At 66.6% G+C, this 17111-nt stretch carries 16 protein-coding genes; 8 read left to right on the top strand and 8 right to left on the bottom strand.

All coding sequences use genetic code 11. The features are described from left to right. Positions 1–151: 151 nt before the first annotated feature. Positions 152–1018, bottom strand: a complete 867-nt coding sequence (gene rfbD / locus ON44_RS26425; protein ID WP_245567346.1) for a dTDP-4-dehydrorhamnose reductase — start codon at positions 1016–1018, stop codon at positions 152–154. A gap of 186 nt (positions 1019–1204) precedes the next feature. On the opposite strand from rfbD, the gene ON44_RS26420 reads away from it, so the two are divergent. The 3 genes from ON44_RS26420 to ON44_RS26410 all read left to right on the top strand — a co-directional run bounded on the left by ON44_RS26420 (position 1205) and on the right by ON44_RS26410 (position 4895). Then, positions 1205–2737, top strand: a complete 1533-nt coding sequence (locus ON44_RS26420; RefSeq protein ID WP_083898168.1) for an LCP family protein — start codon at positions 1205–1207, stop codon at positions 2735–2737. A gap of 18 nt (positions 2738–2755) precedes the next feature. Continuing rightward, positions 2756–3478: a TIGR03089 family protein gene (locus tag ON44_RS26415; RefSeq protein ID WP_040694934.1), complete on the top strand. Its 723-nt coding sequence runs from the start codon at positions 2756–2758 to the stop codon at positions 3476–3478. A 103-nt stretch (positions 3479–3581) separates the two neighbouring features. Then, a complete protein-coding gene (locus ON44_RS26410) occupies positions 3582–4895 on the top strand; it encodes a cytochrome P450 (protein ID WP_040694932.1) in 1314 nt (437 codons plus the stop codon). 3 nt (positions 4896–4898) lie between these two features. Here ON44_RS26410 and ON44_RS26405 read toward each other — a convergent pair whose 3' ends face one another. Beyond that, entirely contained in the window at positions 4899–5912 is a 1014-nt protein-coding gene (locus tag ON44_RS26405; protein WP_040694944.1) for an NAD(P)/FAD-dependent oxidoreductase, read from the bottom strand. 79 nt (positions 5913–5991) lie between these two features. Here ON44_RS26405 and ON44_RS26400 point away from each other — a divergent pair, with 79 nt between their 5' ends. Continuing rightward, on the top strand, positions 5992–6579 hold the full coding sequence (locus tag ON44_RS26400) for a helix-turn-helix domain-containing protein (protein WP_040694930.1): 588 nt from the start codon (positions 5992–5994) through the stop codon (positions 6577–6579). A 28-nt stretch (positions 6580–6607) separates the two neighbouring features. Here ON44_RS26400 and ON44_RS26395 read toward each other — a convergent pair whose 3' ends face one another. Both ON44_RS26395 and ON44_RS26390 read right to left on the bottom strand, forming a co-directional pair. Then, positions 6608–7309: a response regulator gene (locus ON44_RS26395; RefSeq protein ID WP_040694928.1), complete on the bottom strand. Its 702-nt coding sequence runs from the start codon at positions 7307–7309 to the stop codon at positions 6608–6610. After that, positions 7306–9033: a sensor histidine kinase gene (locus ON44_RS26390; RefSeq protein WP_083898167.1), complete on the bottom strand. Its 1728-nt coding sequence runs from the start codon at positions 9031–9033 to the stop codon at positions 7306–7308. Before ON44_RS26390 ends, ON44_RS26395 begins: the two co-directional genes overlap by 4 nt. Positions 9034–9092: 59 nt before the next feature. Here ON44_RS26390 and ON44_RS26385 point away from each other — a divergent pair, with 59 nt between their 5' ends. Then, the gene (locus ON44_RS26385) at positions 9093–10451 is read left to right on the top strand and encodes a cation:dicarboxylate symporter family transporter (RefSeq protein ID WP_040694927.1); all 1359 of its coding nucleotides are present in this window, start codon (positions 9093–9095) and stop codon (positions 10449–10451) included. 32 nt (positions 10452–10483) lie between these two features. After that, the gene (locus tag ON44_RS26380; RefSeq protein WP_040694925.1) at positions 10484–10705 is read left to right on the top strand and encodes a hypothetical protein; all 222 of its coding nucleotides are present in this window, start codon (positions 10484–10486) and stop codon (positions 10703–10705) included. Positions 10706–10849: 144 nt separating this feature from the next. Here ON44_RS26380 and ON44_RS26375 read toward each other — a convergent pair whose 3' ends face one another. Beyond that, a complete protein-coding gene (locus ON44_RS26375; protein WP_040694922.1) occupies positions 10850–11269 on the bottom strand; it encodes a DUF4267 domain-containing protein in 420 nt (139 codons plus the stop codon). A 115-nt stretch (positions 11270–11384) separates the two neighbouring features. Between ON44_RS26375 and ON44_RS26370 the strand changes: the two genes are divergently transcribed. Next, complete coding sequence (locus ON44_RS26370; RefSeq protein WP_040694920.1) at positions 11385–11969, top strand: TetR/AcrR family transcriptional regulator; 585 nt, start codon at positions 11385–11387, stop codon at positions 11967–11969. Positions 11970–12024: 55 nt separating this feature from the next. Then, complete coding sequence (locus tag ON44_RS26365) at positions 12025–13485, top strand: phytoene desaturase family protein (protein WP_040694919.1); 1461 nt, start codon at positions 12025–12027, stop codon at positions 13483–13485. 1 nt (position 13486) lies between these two features. On the opposite strand, the gene ON44_RS26360 is transcribed toward ON44_RS26365, so the two are convergent. The 3 genes from ON44_RS26360 to ON44_RS26350 all read right to left on the bottom strand — a co-directional run bounded on the left by ON44_RS26360 (position 13487) and on the right by ON44_RS26350 (position 17006). Next, positions 13487–14422, bottom strand: coding sequence for a cation diffusion facilitator family transporter (locus ON44_RS26360; RefSeq protein ID WP_040694918.1), 936 nt, complete (start codon positions 14420–14422; stop codon positions 13487–13489). A gap of 140 nt (positions 14423–14562) precedes the next feature. After that, the gene (manA, locus tag ON44_RS26355) at positions 14563–15783 is read right to left on the bottom strand and encodes a mannose-6-phosphate isomerase, class I (RefSeq protein WP_040694917.1); all 1221 of its coding nucleotides are present in this window, start codon (positions 15781–15783) and stop codon (positions 14563–14565) included. Then, positions 15783–17006 (bottom strand): hypothetical protein, encoded by a 1224-nt coding sequence (locus tag ON44_RS26350; RefSeq protein WP_040694915.1) that lies wholly within the window; start codon positions 17004–17006, stop codon positions 15783–15785. Before ON44_RS26350 ends, manA begins: the two co-directional genes overlap by 1 nt. Between the last annotated feature and the right edge of the window lie 105 nt (positions 17007–17111).

Below are 17111 nucleotides of genomic sequence, written 5' to 3'. Positions count from 1 at the left end.
TGAATAAGTCACCGTGACGACGACAAGGCCACCGGGGGCCGAGGTTCCGGAATCGTTCACGACTGCGCCTCGCTGACGCTCGGCTCCGTCGTGCGCGATGGCGCACTGTGCTGATGGTTCACTCGCTGACGCTCGTTCACAGCCATGCAGCCTACTGTGACAACCCCGACAGCGCGTCCCCGAGTGCGACCTCCCACGGCCGCAGCGGATTCAGTCCGGCATCGGCCCAGGAACGGTTGGACAACACCGAATACGCCGGGCGCCGTGCGGGTCTCGGAAATGCGGTCGAGTCACACGGACGCACCCGCGACGGATCCGCGCCGATTCCGGCGAATATCGCTCGCGCGAATTCGAACCAGCTGACCTGGCCGGAGTTGGTGGCGTGCAGCACCCGCGGCGCATCCGGCCGCCCCGCCAATTCCAGGAGTCCGGCGGCCAGATCGGCGGCGTAGGTCGGCGAGCCGAGTTGGTCGTCGACCACGTCGAGGGTGTCGCGATCGTGTTCCAGCCGCAGCATGGTGGCGACGAAATCGCTTCCGCGCCCGGTGTATACCCACGCGGTGCGCACCACATGTGCGTGCGGCGCGGTTGCCAGCACGGCCTGTTCGCCTGCCAATTTGGATCGGCCGTAGACGGTGGCGGGTTCGGTCGGGTCGTCGGTGTTGTACGGCTTGTCGTGGGTTCCCCCGAACACGTAGTCGGTCGAAACATGGATCAATCGGGCATCCACCTCCGCGCAGGCGGCAGCGAGGACGGCCGGTCCGGTCGCATTGACCGCGAAGGCCGCCTCGGAATCGGATTCGGCCCGGTCGACCGCGGTGTAGGCGGCGCAGTTCAGCACGACATCACCCGGTTCGAGTGCGGCGCGCACGGCGGCCGCGTCCGTGATGTCCAATTCGTCGCGACCGAAGGCGTGGGCGTCGGGTGCGCGGCGCAACAGTTCGCGTCCCAACTGCCCACGCGCTCCGGTCACGACGAGGCGCGCGGCTGCGGTCGATGAGGGCGATATCACGGTCACGGGCACGAGTCTGGCACGCCGTGGCACCTGCGGTTGTGGTCCGCCGCGGTAGCCGTCGGTTAGCCTCGGGGCAACGGTTACGGGGGCTACCGGATGCGGGGCGGTCGAGTCAGCGACGCGTGGGCTTCGACGAAACCGGCGCTGCGCAGTCGGAACATCAGCTGGGAGCGCGCGGACAAGCGCAGCATGGTGCTTGGGCAGGATGCTCGGTTTTGGCGAGAGGATGCAGTGGTGCCGCAGAAGGTGAGGGCGACAGCGTCGTCGCGATTGTCCGCAGCCGGGAGCGGCCTGGGTCCGCTGCGCGCGTTCGTCGCGGTCGGGGCGGTGCTGGTCCTGCTCAGCACCGGATTTGCCTGGCACAGCGTCGACTCGCTGATTTCGAATATCGAACGCATCGGCGGCCTCGGCCTCGGCGGCGGCAGCGACGGCGCGGTCGACATCCTGTTGGTCGGTGTGGATAGCCGCACCGACGCGCACGGTAATCCGCTCAGCAGCAATGAGCGCGCCATGTTGCACGCGGGCGATGAGGTCGGCACCAATACCGACACCATCCTGCTGGTTCGCGTCCCGAACGACGGCCGCTCCGCCACCGCCATCTCCATTCCGCGCGACTCCTATGTCGACATTCCGGGCATCGGCAAGAGCAAGATCAACTCGGCCTACGGCGCGACCAAAGAGGCTCAGCGCCGCAAGCTGATCAACCAGGGCGTTTCGGAGGCCGACGCGGAAAAGCAGTCCACGCAGGCCGGGCGCCAGGCGCTGATCAAGACAGTGGCCAATCTCACCGGCATTACGGTCGACCACTACGCCGAGGTCAGTCTGCTCGGGTTCGTGCTGCTGACCGATGCGGTCGGCGGGGTCGATGTCTGCCTGAACAATGCCGTGGACGAATGGATGTCCGGCGCCGACTTCCGGGCGGGTCGTCAGAAGCTCGACGGCCCACAGGCTTTGAGCTTCGTGCGCCAGCGCCATGATCTGCCGCGCGGCGATCTGGACCGGATCGTGCGCCAACAGGTCTTCATGGCGCGGTTGGTCGGCCAGGTGCTCAGCGCCAAGACGCTGAGCAATCCGGGCAAGTTGCAGAATCTCAGCGATGCGGTCGGTCGCACCGTCGTGCTGGACGACGATTGGGACGTGCTGGCGTTTCTGCAACAGTTGAAGGATCTTTCGGGCGGTCAGGTCAGTTTCGAGACGATTCCGGTCGCCGATCTCAACGACACGACCAGCGATGGTGAATCGGTCGTGCGGGTGGATCCGAAAGCGGTGAAGTCGTACGTGGCGTCGCTGGTCGACGGCAAGTCGCAGGATCATGCCGAACCGACGATCGATCCGGCATCGGTGAGCGTCAGTGTGTTCAATGCGAGTGGGATCAGCGGGCTCGCGGGACAGGTGGCGCAGGCGCTGACGGCCAAGGGGTTCCAGGAGGGATTGGTCGGCAACTACACCGGGCCCAGCGTCAACAGCAGTCGAGTGCTCGCGATGGATACCTCGAATCCGAAGGCCAAGGCGGTAGCGAAGGCACTCGGCGGGCTGACAGTCATCGCGGACAGCACGTTGTCCCCGGATTCGGTCAGCGTCGTGCTGGCAAGCGACTATTCTGGTCCGGGCTCGACCGCGGGCAGCATGTTCGACTTCTCCGGAACGTCGAGCACCGCAACGCCCGTGCCGCCGGCTCCACCGATCGACGCAGGCCAGAACGGACCGAAATGCGTGAATTGACCATGCGTGAATTGACCGATGCGTGACCACGACCACGTGCTGACACTCACTGAGGCGGTACTCGATCCGATCCTCGAGCGCGACCCGGCCGGTCCGCGCGTCACCTACTACGACGATGCCACCGGCGCCCGGATCGAACTATCCGGGCTGACCCTGGCGAACTGGGCGGCCAAGACCGCCAATCTGATCCGCGACGAATTCGGGCTGAGCCCGGGTGCGCGCGTCGCGGTGCTGCTGCCCGCGCACTGGCAGACCGCTGCGGTGCTGCTCGGCTGCTGGTGGGCGGGGACCGAGGTAGTGCTCGGGCCCGATCCGGATGCCGATCTGGCACTGGCGACCGCCGAACGATTGGACGAGACCGACGGTGTTCCGGAGGTCGCCGCGCTCTCGCTGGATGCCTTCGGCATGCCGGTGCGGGATCTGCCGATCGGTATCACCGATTTCGCCACCTCGGTGCGGGTGCACGGCGACCAGTTCATGCCGCGCGGCGCGGGCGTGGCGCTGGACGGGATGCCGGTCTCCCAGGTACTGGCCGAGGCCAGGAAATCCGCTGTGCTACAAGGGTTTTCCGAGGGTGACCGGGTGCTGTCGAGCACATCCTGGGATACCCCGGCCGAACTGATCGACGGGTTTGTCTCGGTGCTGGTGGCAGGGGCTTCCCTGGTACAGGTGGTCAATCCGGATCCGGCGCTGCGCGAGCGGCGCATCGAATCCGAGCGGGTCACCACGCAGCGCGGCTGAGCTCCTACCCTGGTATAGGTCGGCGTCCGACCATGGGACGTTCCACCCTGGCCGGGGAGTCCGTACGGTGGAATTGTCGCGCAACGATGGGGTTGGTGAAGTGATGAAGCCGCAGTATTGGTTCCGGTGGTTATCGGTGCAGGGTGCGCCGCGGTTGGCCCTGCGCACCCAGGCGCGGCGCGGTGATCCGTTCGCCCAACTGATGGGCGGGCCGGATGGTCTCGCCGATCCCTATCCACTGATCGAGCGGCTGCGCGGACAGGGGCGGCTGCAGCGCACCGCGATCGCGTGGGCGAGCTTCGACCACGAGCTGTGCCGGGCCGTGCTGCGGGACAACCGATTCGGTGTGCGCACCACCGACACCTTCAATATTCCGAAGCCGCTGCAATTGCTCGCCGAGCGACTTCCCTTGCCGCCCAATCCGGTTGAGCCGCCGTCCATGCTGGTCATCGACCCGCCGCAGCATACGCAGATGCGCAAGCCGGTCGCATCTGCCTTCACCCCGCGCGCGATCCGCCGATTGCGGGAACGGGTCGAGACGGTCACCGAGGAACTGCTCGGTGCGCTGCCCTCGGGTGGTTCGGCCGATCTGATCGCGTCGTATGCCGCGCAGGTGCCGATCGCCATCATCTCGGAAATGCTCGGCTTCCCGGAAAAGGACCGAAAGCTATTCCTGGACTGGGGCGATCGGATGACTCCGCTGCTCGATATCGGGATTTCCTGGCGGGCATTCCGGCGTGCGCTCGGTTCGATGGAGGTGATGAACGATTACCTCGACGGCCATATCGCGCGACTGCGCCGCGAACCGGGCGACGATATTCTCAGCAGCCTGGTCACCTCGGGCGAACTCGACGATTTCGCCTTGAAGGCGACCGCGAGCCTGTTGATGGGCGCGGGCTTCGAGACCACGGTCAACCTGATCGGCAACGGCGTCGCCCAATTGGTCACGCATCCCGAACAATTGGATCGATTGCGCGCCGAACCGGATCTCTGGCCGAATGCGGTCGAAGAGGTGCTGCGTATCGATGCGCCGGTGCAGACGACGGCGCGAATCGCATCGACCGACTTGGAACTCGAGGGTGTGCAGCTGCACAAGGGCAATACCGTGGTGCTGTCGCTGGCAGGCGCGAACCGCGATCCCGCGGTCTTCGCCGATCCGGATGTCTTCGATGTAGGCCGCTCGAATGCCAAGGAGCACTTGACATTCAGCAGTGGCATCCACGCCTGCCTCGGTGCGAGCCTGGCCCGAATGGAAGCCACCTACGCGCTGCAATCCTTGTTCGAGCGCTTCCCGGACCTGCAACTCGATGGGGCACCGCAGCGTCGAGAGTTGTTCACGCTGCACGGATATGAGCGGATGCCGGTTCGGCTCGGTCGCCGGGCCAGCGCCCCGGCTCCCGAGCCGACAACGGTCTGAGGGCTATATGCCGTGCCGATGGTCGCCCGTAACGGCCTCGCACAGTTGCGATTCGGTTTCGGCGGAGAACGGTTCGCGGTAGGCGGCGACGGCTCGGCGGGTCTCCTCGACGACCAAATCGGCGTTGATCTGGGCTGCGGCAGCTGCGCCTGCCGCTGCGGCCGCGCCGACCTGGGCCGTCAGGTCGGTGACGTTGCCTGCGGCCCAAACGCCGGGCACATCGGTTCGGCCGGTGGCGTCGGTGGTGATGTATTCGCCGACGCCGGCCGGGTGTTCGGTCGGTTGCAGTCCGAGTGTTTCGAGGAAGTTCGCTCGGGCGACCATCCGCGAGCCGACCACCACGACCTCGCGGGCGATTACGGTTCCATCGCTCAACCGCACTCCCGCGAGGCGGTCGTCGACGATCTCCAGCGCGGTCACTTCGCCGCGCACCACGCGGATGCCGCGGGCGTTCAACTCCTCCGACTGTTCGGCGGGGAGTGGCATGGTGTGCGAGAAGTACGTGACATCGGTGGTGAGCTGGCGGAACAGCAGTGCCTGGTGGACCCCCATCGGGCCGGTGCCGAGCACACCGATGGCCTGGTCGCGAACCTCCCAGCCGTGGCAGTACGGGCAGTGGATCACATCGCGGCCCCAACGTTCCCGCAGTCCCGCGATCTCGGGTAGCTCATCGACCAGACCGGTGGTCACCAAGAGTCGACGCGCCCGCACGGACCTGTCACCGAGGCACACCGCGAACCCTTCGGCATCCCGCGCGACCGTGATGACCTCGCCGTTCACCACATGTCCGCCATAGCCGCGTACCTCGGCCCGACCGCGTTCCAGCAATTCGCCCGGCGGTGTTCCGTCCCGGGCGAGCAGTCCGTGCACGCCCTCGGCCGGGGCATTACGCGGTTGCCCCGCATCGATCACAACCACTGACCGTCGCATCCTGGCGAGCATCAGCGCGCCGCTCAATCCGGCCGCGCCACCGCCGATCACCACCACGTCATAGCCGTCTTCCAGTTGAGTCACCATGACCACCTCCTCCGGACGACCATGCAGGCAGGTCGCCAATGTTGGCAAACAAACTTGCCGATATGGCAATCTGGTTGGCATGGACAACGGCCTCGGTAGAGCCCTCGACGCGGTCGGACCTCGGTTACGCGCGCTGCGTCGTCAGCGCGAAACCACACTGGCCGACCTCTCGACGGAAACCGGCATCTCGGTGAGCACCCTGTCGCGCCTGGAATCCGGCGCCCGCCGCCCAACCCTCGAACTGCTATTGCCGCTGGCCAAGGCGCACGGCGTCACCCTCGACGAACTCGTGGACGCCCCACCCACCGGCGACCCGCGCATCCACTTGCGCCCGACCACCCGCCACGGCATGACCTACTTGCCCCTGACCCGCCGAGCGGGCGGCATCCAGGCCTACAAACTGGTGATACCCCCGAATATCCGCCGCGAGCCCGACCCGCGAACTCATGAGGGCTACGAGTGGCTCTACGTCCTCAACGGCCGCCTCCGCCTGATCCTCGGCGAACACGACGTAGTCCTCACCCCCGGCGAAGCCGCCGAATTCGATACCCGAGTCCCGCACTGGTTCGGTACCGCCGGTCCCGACCCCGTCGAATTCCTGAGCCTTTTCGGCAAACAAGGCGAACGCGCCCACCTCCGCACCACCCCCAAACCCCGCCCGGCGTAACACCGCACTGCCCATCCGGAATATCGATTTATTCTGGGCGGATTTTCCAGATGTAGCGGGTTTTGGGGCGGCCGGCTCGACCGTAGTCGGATTTGCGGTCGACGAGGCCGTCGTCGGCGAGCTTTTCCAAGTAGCGCCAGGCCGTAATGCGTGAAACACCGACGGTGCTGGCTGTGTCGGCGGCGGTGAGGCCGCCGGGGGCGTCGCGGACGGTGCGGGAGATTTCGTCCAACGTTTGCGGGGCAACGCCTTTGGGGGCGGTGGCGCGTTGGTCGGAGGTGCGTAAGGCACTGAGGGCGCGGTCGATTTCGTGTTGGGAGATGGCGGTTTCGCCCGCGGGCAGGGCGGTGCGGAATTCGCGGTAGCGTTCGAGTTTGTCGCGGAAGGCAGCGAACGTGAACGGTTTCAGCAGGTAGAGGACCACACCGTAGGAGACCGCGGTCCGCACCATGGCCAGGTCACGAGCCGAGGTGATGGCGATGACGTCGGGGCGGGGTGCGAGGCCGGTCAGGGCGGCGGCCACATCGAGGCCGCTGGCATCGGGAAGTCCGATATCCATGAGCACCAGATCGATCGGCGCGTTTTCGGCGGCCGCATCGGCCGCGGCACGCATTGCCTCACGACCGGTGTGTGCGACCGCGACCGCGGTGAAGTCAGGAATTCGTTCGACGTAGGCGCGGTGCGCCTCCGCGATCAATGGCTCGTCCTCGACGATCAACACTCGGATCATCGTGCATCCTCTCGTGGGATCGTCACGGTCACGGCACTTTCCGGATCTCGTTCGGTGCCGATCATGCCGCCGTGGCGGTCGACAAGTCGATGGACAAGTGCCAGCCCGAGGCCGTGATGGTCGGCCTTGGTGGAATAGCCGCGTTCGGCGGCGCGGGCGAAGGTTTCGGCCGACATTCCTGGTCCGCTGTCTGCGACGCGGACATACAGTGCCGAATCCCCGTTCGCCGGTCCCGCCGCATCGAGCGCCGCCGCCGGCTCGATGGCCGGTGCTGGCGCATGATCGCTGGCAATCAACGAATTCTGTTGGCGTACAGTCACTTCCACCCAGCCAACCGCACCGTCGGCGGCCGCGTCGATGGCGTTGTCGATCAGATTGCCGACCAGCGTCACCGTCTCCTGCGCGGACAGCGGCGCGGTCGAGTCGAGCGCCGTATCCTCGGTGATCGTCAGCTCGATGCCGCGTTCGGCGGCCTGGTTCACCTTGCCGAGCAGTAGTGCCGCGAGCGCTGGATCGCCGACCGAGGTGAGCAGTCGATCGATAAGGGCTTGGGACAGTTGAAGTTCCGCGGTCGCGAATTCCACTGCCTCCCGATAGCGCCCCAACTCGACCATGGTGATCACAGTGTGCAGTCGGTTGGCCGATTCGTGTGCCTGCGCGCGCAGCGATTCCGCGAAACCGCGCACCGAGTCGAGTTCGCCCATCACGGTGCGCAATTCGGTGTGGTCGCGAATGGTGATCACGGTGCCGATCGGCCGCCGCTCCCAGGTGACGACATCCTGATTGACCAGCAGAATCCGATCCGTGGTCACATGCATCTCGTCGCGGACCACCCCCCAACTCATCCGCTGCATCGAGATCGGCAGATCCGCGCGCACGACGGGCCCATCGGGCAGATCGAGCAGCCTGCGCGCCTCATCGTTGACGACTTCGGCACCGTCACTGTTCGGACCGAACACCACCAGGCCTTCGTGGATCGAATGCAGCACCGCATCGTGCTGTTCGTACATCGTGCGCAGCTCATCGGGCGCGAGACCGTGCGTCTGCCGACGAATCCGGCGACTCAGCAGGAACGAACCCGCCGCCGCGACCGCCAGACCCGCTGCGGCCACGCCGAGAATCAGGGGCAACTGCGTACCGACCTGATCGCCGATCCGCGCCCGGGTGACACCCGCCGACACCAACGCGACGATGCGCCCATCGTCATAGACCGGCGTGACCGCCCGGATGGAGGGCCCGAGCGTTCCGGAAAAGGTTTCGGTGAACGTCTCCCCTGCCAGTGCCCGATCGATATTGCCGCTGAAGGGCTGGCCGATGCGTTCGGGCGTGGTGTGGGTGTACCGGGTCCGATCCGGCGCCATCACCACGATGAAGTCCATACCGGTTGCTTTGCGGATCCGTTCGGTCACCGGTTGCAGCAGGGCGGTCGGGGCGGGGGTGCGCAGGGCCTCGATGGTGGACGGCGCGTCCGCCACGCTCACCGCGACATCGGTGACCTCACGCGAGGCGGTGACATCGCTGTCGTGCCTGGCGTCCAGTACGGCCAGCACCGCTCCGATGCCGATGACCAGCCCGAGCACCACCAGCTGGAGCACGAAGGCCTGTCCGGCCAGCGATTGCCGACCGCGTCCCCCGCGTTTCTCACCGCGCAACACTTTCTTTCCCTCGAACCATTGAACGTAATGCACCAAAGCGTGACCACCGTCACCCTCAGCAGCCAACATTGTGCACGTGAGGGCGTGAGCCACCTCACCCCGGTACCACTGAAGAGGACTTTCCCGCTATGAGCGATGTAGTGAAACGACAGCGGCGCGACCGCACCCACTGGCTGTATCTGGGCGTTATCGTCGCCGTAATCGCGGGAATTCTGGTCGGCTGGCTGGCGCCCGAATTCGGTCAGGACGTGGCCCCGCTCGGCACCATATTCATCAATATGATCAAGATGATGATCGCACCGGTCATCTTCTGCACGATCGTGCTCGGCATCGGATCGGTGCGCTCAGCGGCCAATGTCGGCAAGGTGGGCGGGCTGGCGCTCGGGTACTTCCTGGTCATGTCAACGGTGGCGCTCGGCATCGGGATGGTCGTCGGCAATCTGCTGGAGCCCGGCTCCGGCATGAATATCGCCAAGACCGCCAACCAAGGGGCGAAGCTCGCCGATCAGGCGCACGCCGCAGGCGGCACCTGGGAATTCATCCAGAGCATCATCCCGACCACCCTTGCCTCCTCGCTGACCAGCGGCAGCGTGCTGCAGGCGCTGTTTATCGCATTGCTGGTCGGATTCGCGCTGCAGGCCATGGGCACGGCGGGGGAGCCTATCCTGCGCGGTGTCGCATCGCTGCAGAAGTTGGTCTTCCGGATCCTGTCGATGATCCTGTGGCTGGCCCCGATCGGCGCGTTCGGTGCGATCGCGAATGTGGTCGGCAAGACCGGCCTGGACGCGGTGAAGCAGTTGGCGCTGTTGATGATCGCGTTCTACCTGACCTGTCTGATATTCGTCTTCGGTGTGCTCGGCGTGCTGCTGTGGGCGGTATCGCGAGTGTCCATCTTCAAGCTGGTGCGCTACCTGGCCAGGGAATACCTGCTGATCCTCGGCACCTCGTCCTCGGAATCCGCGCTGCCGCGGCTGATCGCGAAGATGGAGCACCTCGGCGTCGAACGGACCACCGTGGGTGTCGTTGTGCCGACCGGATATTCGTTCAACCTGGACGGCACCGCCATCTACCTGACCATGGCGTCGCTGTTCATCGCCGATGCGATGGGCAAACCGCTCAACATAGGTGAGCAGGTCGGCCTGCTGCTGTTCATGATCGTCGCCTCCAAGGGCGCGGCCGGTGTCACCGGTGCGGGTCTCGCCACGCTTGCGGGTGGACTGCAGAGCCATCGCCCCGAACTGCTCGACGGCGTCGGCCTGATCGTCGGCATCGACCGGTTCATGTCCGAAGCCCGCGCGCTGACCAACTTCTCGGGCAATGCCGTTGCCACCGTCCTGGTCGGCACCTGGACCAAGACCATCGACATGGAGTGGGTCCACTCGGTCCTCGACCGCAAACTGCCCTTCGACGAGACGACCATGATCGACGACGAACACGGGGAACCTACACCGCAGGAGCCAGGCGCCGTGGATATGGTCAAGGCATAGTGCCTCGCGCGTTGCCGGCGAGGAGATAAGCCGTGACCGCCGAAGTATGGTTCCCGACCGAAGGTGATCTGCACCTGCGGATCTGGATGTCCGGTGTGGTCTTCGACTACACCGCCACTGTGGCGGCGGTACACAATCTGATCCACGACTGGCGGCGAAAGCGCTGGTGCACAATCGAATTGATTCGCGAAACCGTCGAGGACTGCCGACTGCTACCGCGCCTGCCGTGCGAACGCTTATTCCTCGGGCCGTGACCAACCGCGCCGAGACGTCTTCCGACACCACGAAGGGCCCGCAGAATCTGCGGGCCCTTCGTGGTGTCGGTGGGATCAGTCGGCCCACTTCTCCGGATGCAGGTCGTGCTGGGTGATCGCGGTGGCGTGGCCGTGGCCGAAGCCTCAGGCGTTGACGGACGAGCGTTCCTGCCGGTCCACGGCAGTCCGCTCGCGGATCAGCAGCACACCGGCCACGGCGACCAGTGCGGCGGTCAGCCCGTGGATGCCGAAGGCGGCCGCGGTGGATCCGCCCCAGCTGAGCACGGTGAGCATGTCGCCGATCGGAATCAGTGCGATCACCAGCGTGACGATGCCGAGGGCGTAGCGCTGCTTAGTGGCGAGCAGCACCAGGATGATCAGCCCCGAGACGGTGTCGCGGACGCCCTTGAGATTCATGAACGCGACCGCATCGCCCTTCGGCCATTCCGGCAGGCCGAATCCGGTGGCAATGGTCTCCGGAGTGACCAAGTAGCTGATGCCGATGTAGAGGATGAAGGCCGCGCCGATGAGGGAAAGGGCGGTGGCGATGCGCGAGATGGTCATGGGGTGCTCCTCGATACGGTGCTTGTGCCGCTGCTCTGAAATCTAGCGTCGCTAGATATGTGAGCAACCATAATGGAGCTGCGTTAGTTTGTCTAGCGCTGCTAGAATTTTCGGCATGACCACGCAGAGCCGCAAAGAACGCGAACGAGCCGAACGACATCAGCGCATCATCGACACCGCACGCGAACTCGCCGAAACCTCGGGCTGGGAGGCGGTGACCGTGCGCCGCCTCGCCGAGAAGATCGAATACAGCCAGCCGGTTCTCTACAGCCACTTCGCCGGCAAGGCGGCGATCGTCACCGCCGTCGCCGAAGAAGGCATCGCCGATCTCACCGCACAGCTGCGCGAGCGGCGGGCCCGCGCGAAGACACCGAGCGAGGCGCTCGAGGCCATGGTGCGCGGCTACCTGGACTTCGCGACCGAGAATCCGGCCCGATACGACGCGATGTTCGTCCTCGATACCGAACTCAACTTCGGCAACGACGCACCACAGGCGCTGCGCGACGCATTCGGCGAGATCCAGAGCGCGTACGCGCCGTTCGCGGGCGATTTCGATTTACAGGCGGGCACCGAGGTGGCCTGGAGCGCCCTGCACGGCATCGCCACCCTGGACCGCAGCGGTCGCCTGGTCGAGGAGCTGCGCGAGGAGCGGATCCGGGTGCTGCTCGGCCAATGGACACGTCAGGGAGCGAATGGGTGATCGATACCTCGCGCGGGTGACGGCACGGCCCGGGTCGGCCCGGCAGAATCGAGGTATGCCTGATGTCGTCGTGGTCGGTTCCGGTCCCAACGGTCTCGCCGCGGCGGTGATCCTGGCCCGTGCCGGTCTCACCGTCGAGGTGTACGAGGCGCAGGCCACCGCGGGCGGCGGGAGCCGAACCGCCGAGCTGACGCTGCCCGGATATCGGCACGATGTCTGCGCCGGTGCGCATCCGATGGCATTGGCGTCGCCGTTCTTTCGCGCCTTCGATCTGGCCGCGCACGGTGTCGAACTGCTCGCACCCGAGGTGTCCTACGCGCATCCGCTCGACGGTGGAACAGCCGGGGTGGCCTGGCGCGATCTGGACCGCACCGCCGCTGGTCTCGGCCGTGACGGTGCCGCATGGCGGGCACTCTTCGAGCCGATGATCCGGCATTGGCAGCGGGTCGTGGAGTTCGCGATGTCGGATCTGCGCCGCCCGCCCGCCGACCTGCTGACCGGACTGCGCTTCGGACTGCGGGTGCTCGAGCAGGGTTCGCCCCTGTGGAACCTACGATTTCGCGAGCAGGCGGCACCGGCACTGCTGACCGGCGTTGCCACGCATGCGATTACACCGCCGCGCGCCATCCCCGCAGCCGGAGCGGGCATGCTGCTGGCGACACTCGCCCACGCCGGAGGCTGGGTGCTGCCACGCGGCGGCAGCCAGGCCATTCCGGATGCGTTGATCGCCGAACTCGAACGCCTCGGCGGCAAGCTCGTCACCGGGCACCGCGTCGAATCGCTCGACGAATTCGGTGGCGCGCGTGCGGTTGTGCTGGATACCGCGCCCGCCGAACTGCTGCGCATGGCGGGGGACCGGCTGCCGGATCACTACGCGAAGGGATTGCGCCGCTTCCGTTATGGCGGCGCGGCCTGCAAGGTCGACTTCGCGCTGTCCGGTCCGGTGCCGTGGCAGGCGCCGGGGTGTGAACTCGCCGGGACGCTCCATCTGGTCGGCACCCGCGCCGAGGCAATGGCCGTCGAAAAGACCATCGCCGCAGGACAACACGCGGATCGACCGTATGTTCTCGCCATCCAGCCGGGCGTGGTCGACTCGACGCGGGCACCGGCGGGCGGCCATACGCTCTACACCTACGCCCACGTCCCGAACGGTTCCACTCGCGACATCAGCGCTGCCGTCATCGCCCAGGTGGAACGCTTCGCCCCGGGCTTCACCGACCTGATCCTGGCCAAGAATGTCGTCACCGGCGCCGAAATGCCGACGCACAATGCCAACTACATCGGTGGCGATATCTCCGCGGGCGCGATGACCCTGCGCCAGTTCGCCTTCCGACCGGTCCCGCGCTGGAACCCGTACGCCACACCACTACCCGGCGTCTACCTGTGCTCCGCGTCGACCCCACCCGGTCCGGGAGTACACGGCATGTCCGGCATGCATGCCGCACGGCATGTGCTGCGCAAGGAATTCGGAATCCACACCGACCCGAGAGATCTGCTGCGCGCCTCGAATCGCTGAATCAGGCAATCGTCGAATCAGCCCGCGGCGTCCGGTACAGGTCGGGTTCCAGATACATCACCCGCGCGGCGGGCACGGCCGCGCGCACCCTGGCCTCCGCATCATCGATGGCCGCGGCGATATCCTCGATATCCAGATCGGGCACGATCGAGATCTTGGCCGCGACCAGGATCTCCTCCGGCCCGAGATACTGCGTCTTGAGGTGGATCACCCGGTCGATGCGCTTGCCGTCGACCAGGTTGGCGCGGATCGCCTTATCCTCTTCCGGCGTCGCGCCCTCACCGATCAGCAGGCTCTGCATCTCCACGATCAGGATCAGTGCGATAACGCCGAGCAGTGCGCCGATGGCGAGGGTGCCGATGCCGTCCCAGACCGGGTCATCGGTGAGCATGGTCAGCCCGACCGCCGCGAATGCGAAGACCAGACCGACCAGCGCGCCGGTGTCCTCCAACAGCACCACCGGCAGTTCCGGACTGCGCGAATTGCGGATGAACCGCCACCAGCTCGAATTGCCTTTGAGCGGGATGGATTCCCGCATCGCCGTCATGAAGCTGTAGCTCTCGAGGCAGATCGCGATGAACAGGATGACGATCGCGACGATCGGATTGCTCAGCTCCTCCGGATGCTGAATCTTGTGGATGCCCTCGTAGATGGCATAGATCGAGCCCAGTGTGAACAGCACCAGCGCGACGATGAACGAGTAGAAGTAGCGATTGCGCCCGTATCCGAACGGGTGCAATTCATCGGCATCCTGCGCGGCCCGGCGCTGACCGAGCAGCAGCAGCCCCTGGTTGGCGGTGTCCGCGACCGAGTGCACCGCCTCGGCCAGCATCGATCCCGAACCGGTGATGAACGCGCCGACGAACTTCGCCGCCGCGATCCCCGCGTTCGCCGACAACGCGGCGAGAATCGCCTTTTTGCCACCACCAGCCGACATTGGGTCAGGTCCTCCTGTGTCTGATTTGCAGCCCCTGCGGCGCTGCGAACGGTCGCTCGTAAGACTCGCTCCGTTGCGGGCCCGTCAGAAGGCCGTCGAACGAACAGCCTAAGGCAGCATAGGAGCAGACTCGGGACAGGTCAGTTGCCGCCACCGACACAGGCGCAGAACAACTGGGCGTCGCCGTCGACGGCCTGGGCGCGAATCTCGGTGTCGGCCGCCGATATCCACGCCGCCGCACCGCGTTCCAGCACCAGCTCGTTCACCCCTTGCAACAGCCGCACCGTGCCCGTGGTGCACAGCACGATTCCCGGTCCCGCGGATGTCAGCGGCACTTGCCCGGATCCCGCGGTCAGGTCGAACCGCCGCAGCGCGAACTCCGGCGCGGGTGTCCGATAGCGCACCGATCCGTCACCCGCCGGTTCCGGCAGCACCACCGGCAGATCGATCGGCTCGAAGTCCAGCACCCGGAGCAACTCCGGCACATCGACATGCTTGGGCGTGAGACCACCGCGCAGCACATTGTCGGAATTGGCCATGATCTCCACACCGAGTCCGCGCAGATATGCGTGCAGGTTGCCCGCCGCGAGGAACAGTCCCTGTCCCGGTTCCAGCGTCAGCCGATTGAGCAGCAGCGCGGCCAGCACACCGGCGTCGCCCGGATATGCCTCGGAGAGTTCGAGTGTGGTGCGTGCCTCGGCGGTGAACTCCCGGGCGCCCTTCACCGAGAGATAGCGGACGCATCCGTCGAGCACCTGGGGGAGCAGTGTGCCGAGGACATTCTGCGGCAGCGTGATCCAGGTCGTGAACAGCGTCCGCAGTCCGGCCGAATCGGGTTGGGCGGCAAGCAACTCCGCATATGAGCGCAGTCCCGGCACATCCAGTGCGCGCAGCAGCTCGACCGTGCGACGTGGATCCCGGAATCCGGCCAGCGCCTCGAACCGGTCCAGCGCGACCACCAATTCCGGCTTGTGGTTCTCGTCGCGATAGTTGCGCATCGGCGAATCCAGCGGCACCCGCGCGTGGTTCTCGCGCTCGAATCCGGCCCGCGCCTGCGCCGAACTCGGATGCGCCTGCAGCGATAGCGGTTCCTCGGCGGCCAGGATCTTCAACAGGAACGGCAGCCGCCCGCCGAATTCCGGTGCGGCGGCGCCGAGTTCACGCTCGGGATCGTCCGCGACCAATTCCAGCAGTGAGCGGGTGCTGTTCTCCAAGCGGACATGCGCTGGATCGGCGGGATGCGCGCCGAACCACAGCTCCGCCTCCGGATGCGCGGAAGGGACCGGTCGGCCGCACAACTGAGCGAGTGCGGTGCGTGAACCCCAGGCATAGGAACGCAGCGCACCAACGAGTTCGTGCACTAGTAGTGTCCCCCGTCGAGCTGTTGCGTGGACTGTGTCGCACCGCTGTGCGAGCCGATCAACCGCAGATAGGCGGCGGCCATCTCCAAGCGCAGCGCGAGCACCGCGAGTTGTTCGAGTTCGCTGGCGTGGGCGATGGTGCCGGGCAGCGGCGCGCCCGAATCATCCACTCTGGCAGGCATGGGCGCGGCGGGATCGGTGAGCGAGGTGTGCAGCGGTTCGATATCCGCGCTCACCAGATCGGCGTCGACCAGACCCGATCCGTTGCCGCCGAACACGGCGAGCCGGCGCCGCGCCGCGGCCTGATCCAGATCCGCGCTGAGCACGAACACCCGGACGCGCTCCACCGGCGCTGGTCCGTCGAGTTCCTCGTCGTGGAACAGCGGATCGAAGTTCGACGTGGATTCGCCTGCGGCCTCGACCATTCGGGGATTGGCAGCCACTGCCTCGGCCAGATCCACCGCGGTGGCGACCTTGCCAGCCGACTGCAACAGCACCTCGGCGCCGTGCTCGGCGAGTTCGCTGGCGGCCGGGGAGTCGCCGGCCAGCACGACGGCGCGCTGCTGCATGCGCGCGGCCAGCGTCTTGGCCGGATTGTGGAAGACCTCGTTGTGCGGGCCATCGCGCAATGCCTCGGCATCGAGCACATCGGCCAGCTCGGTCAGATCGGGTACGGCCGCGCCGGAGCGGGTCGGATCGACGATGCGCAGCACCGCGATACAGGCCGCGAGGAAGCGCAGCAGCCGATTGTGGTCCAGTACCGGAATCCGCGGCTCCAGCAGTGAGGTACGCCCGGCCGCAGCGGCCCGCAGCGGCCCTTCGTGCGGCGCGGCGACCACAACCTCCGCGCCCCGGCGCTGTGCCCGGTCGACCGCATCGATCAGCCGGGGATCGCCCGCGTCGTCACCCGCGACGAGCACCACGTCCAGCGGGCCGACCCATGGCGGAAGGGCAGCGACCGGGACCACGGGTAGGCCGGCACGGTCGCCGAGTGCGGCGACGATCAGACTCGCGGCGCGAGCGGCCCGGCCCGCGCCGGAGACCAGCACCACGCTGCGTGGCCGCAGATCCGTGAGGCGCGCGAGTGCGTCCTCACCGACTGCTGCCGCGGTCGCGCGTACCTGCGCGCCGCCGGATGCCGCGGAGCGCAGGGCGCCGCCGACATCGGCGGCCTCGAGCGAAGCGGCATCGTCGAGGTCGAGCACCGGTGTTCCAGCGATCATCGGGCGTCCCACCTCCCCTCATCGCGCTGTGTGCGGTCCCGCCCTGCTCCCACCCGGGCTGTCGACTCGGAGGGATCGACACGGGCGCCCGGGTCGGGCGAATCC

It is taken from the genome of Nocardia vinacea NBRC 16497 (assembly GCF_000308835.1).
Lineage (GTDB): Bacteria > Actinomycetota > Actinomycetes > Mycobacteriales > Mycobacteriaceae > Nocardia > Nocardia vinacea.
Note: the sequence above shows the minus strand (reverse complement) of the source record. Positions and strands in the feature narration are given on the sequence as shown.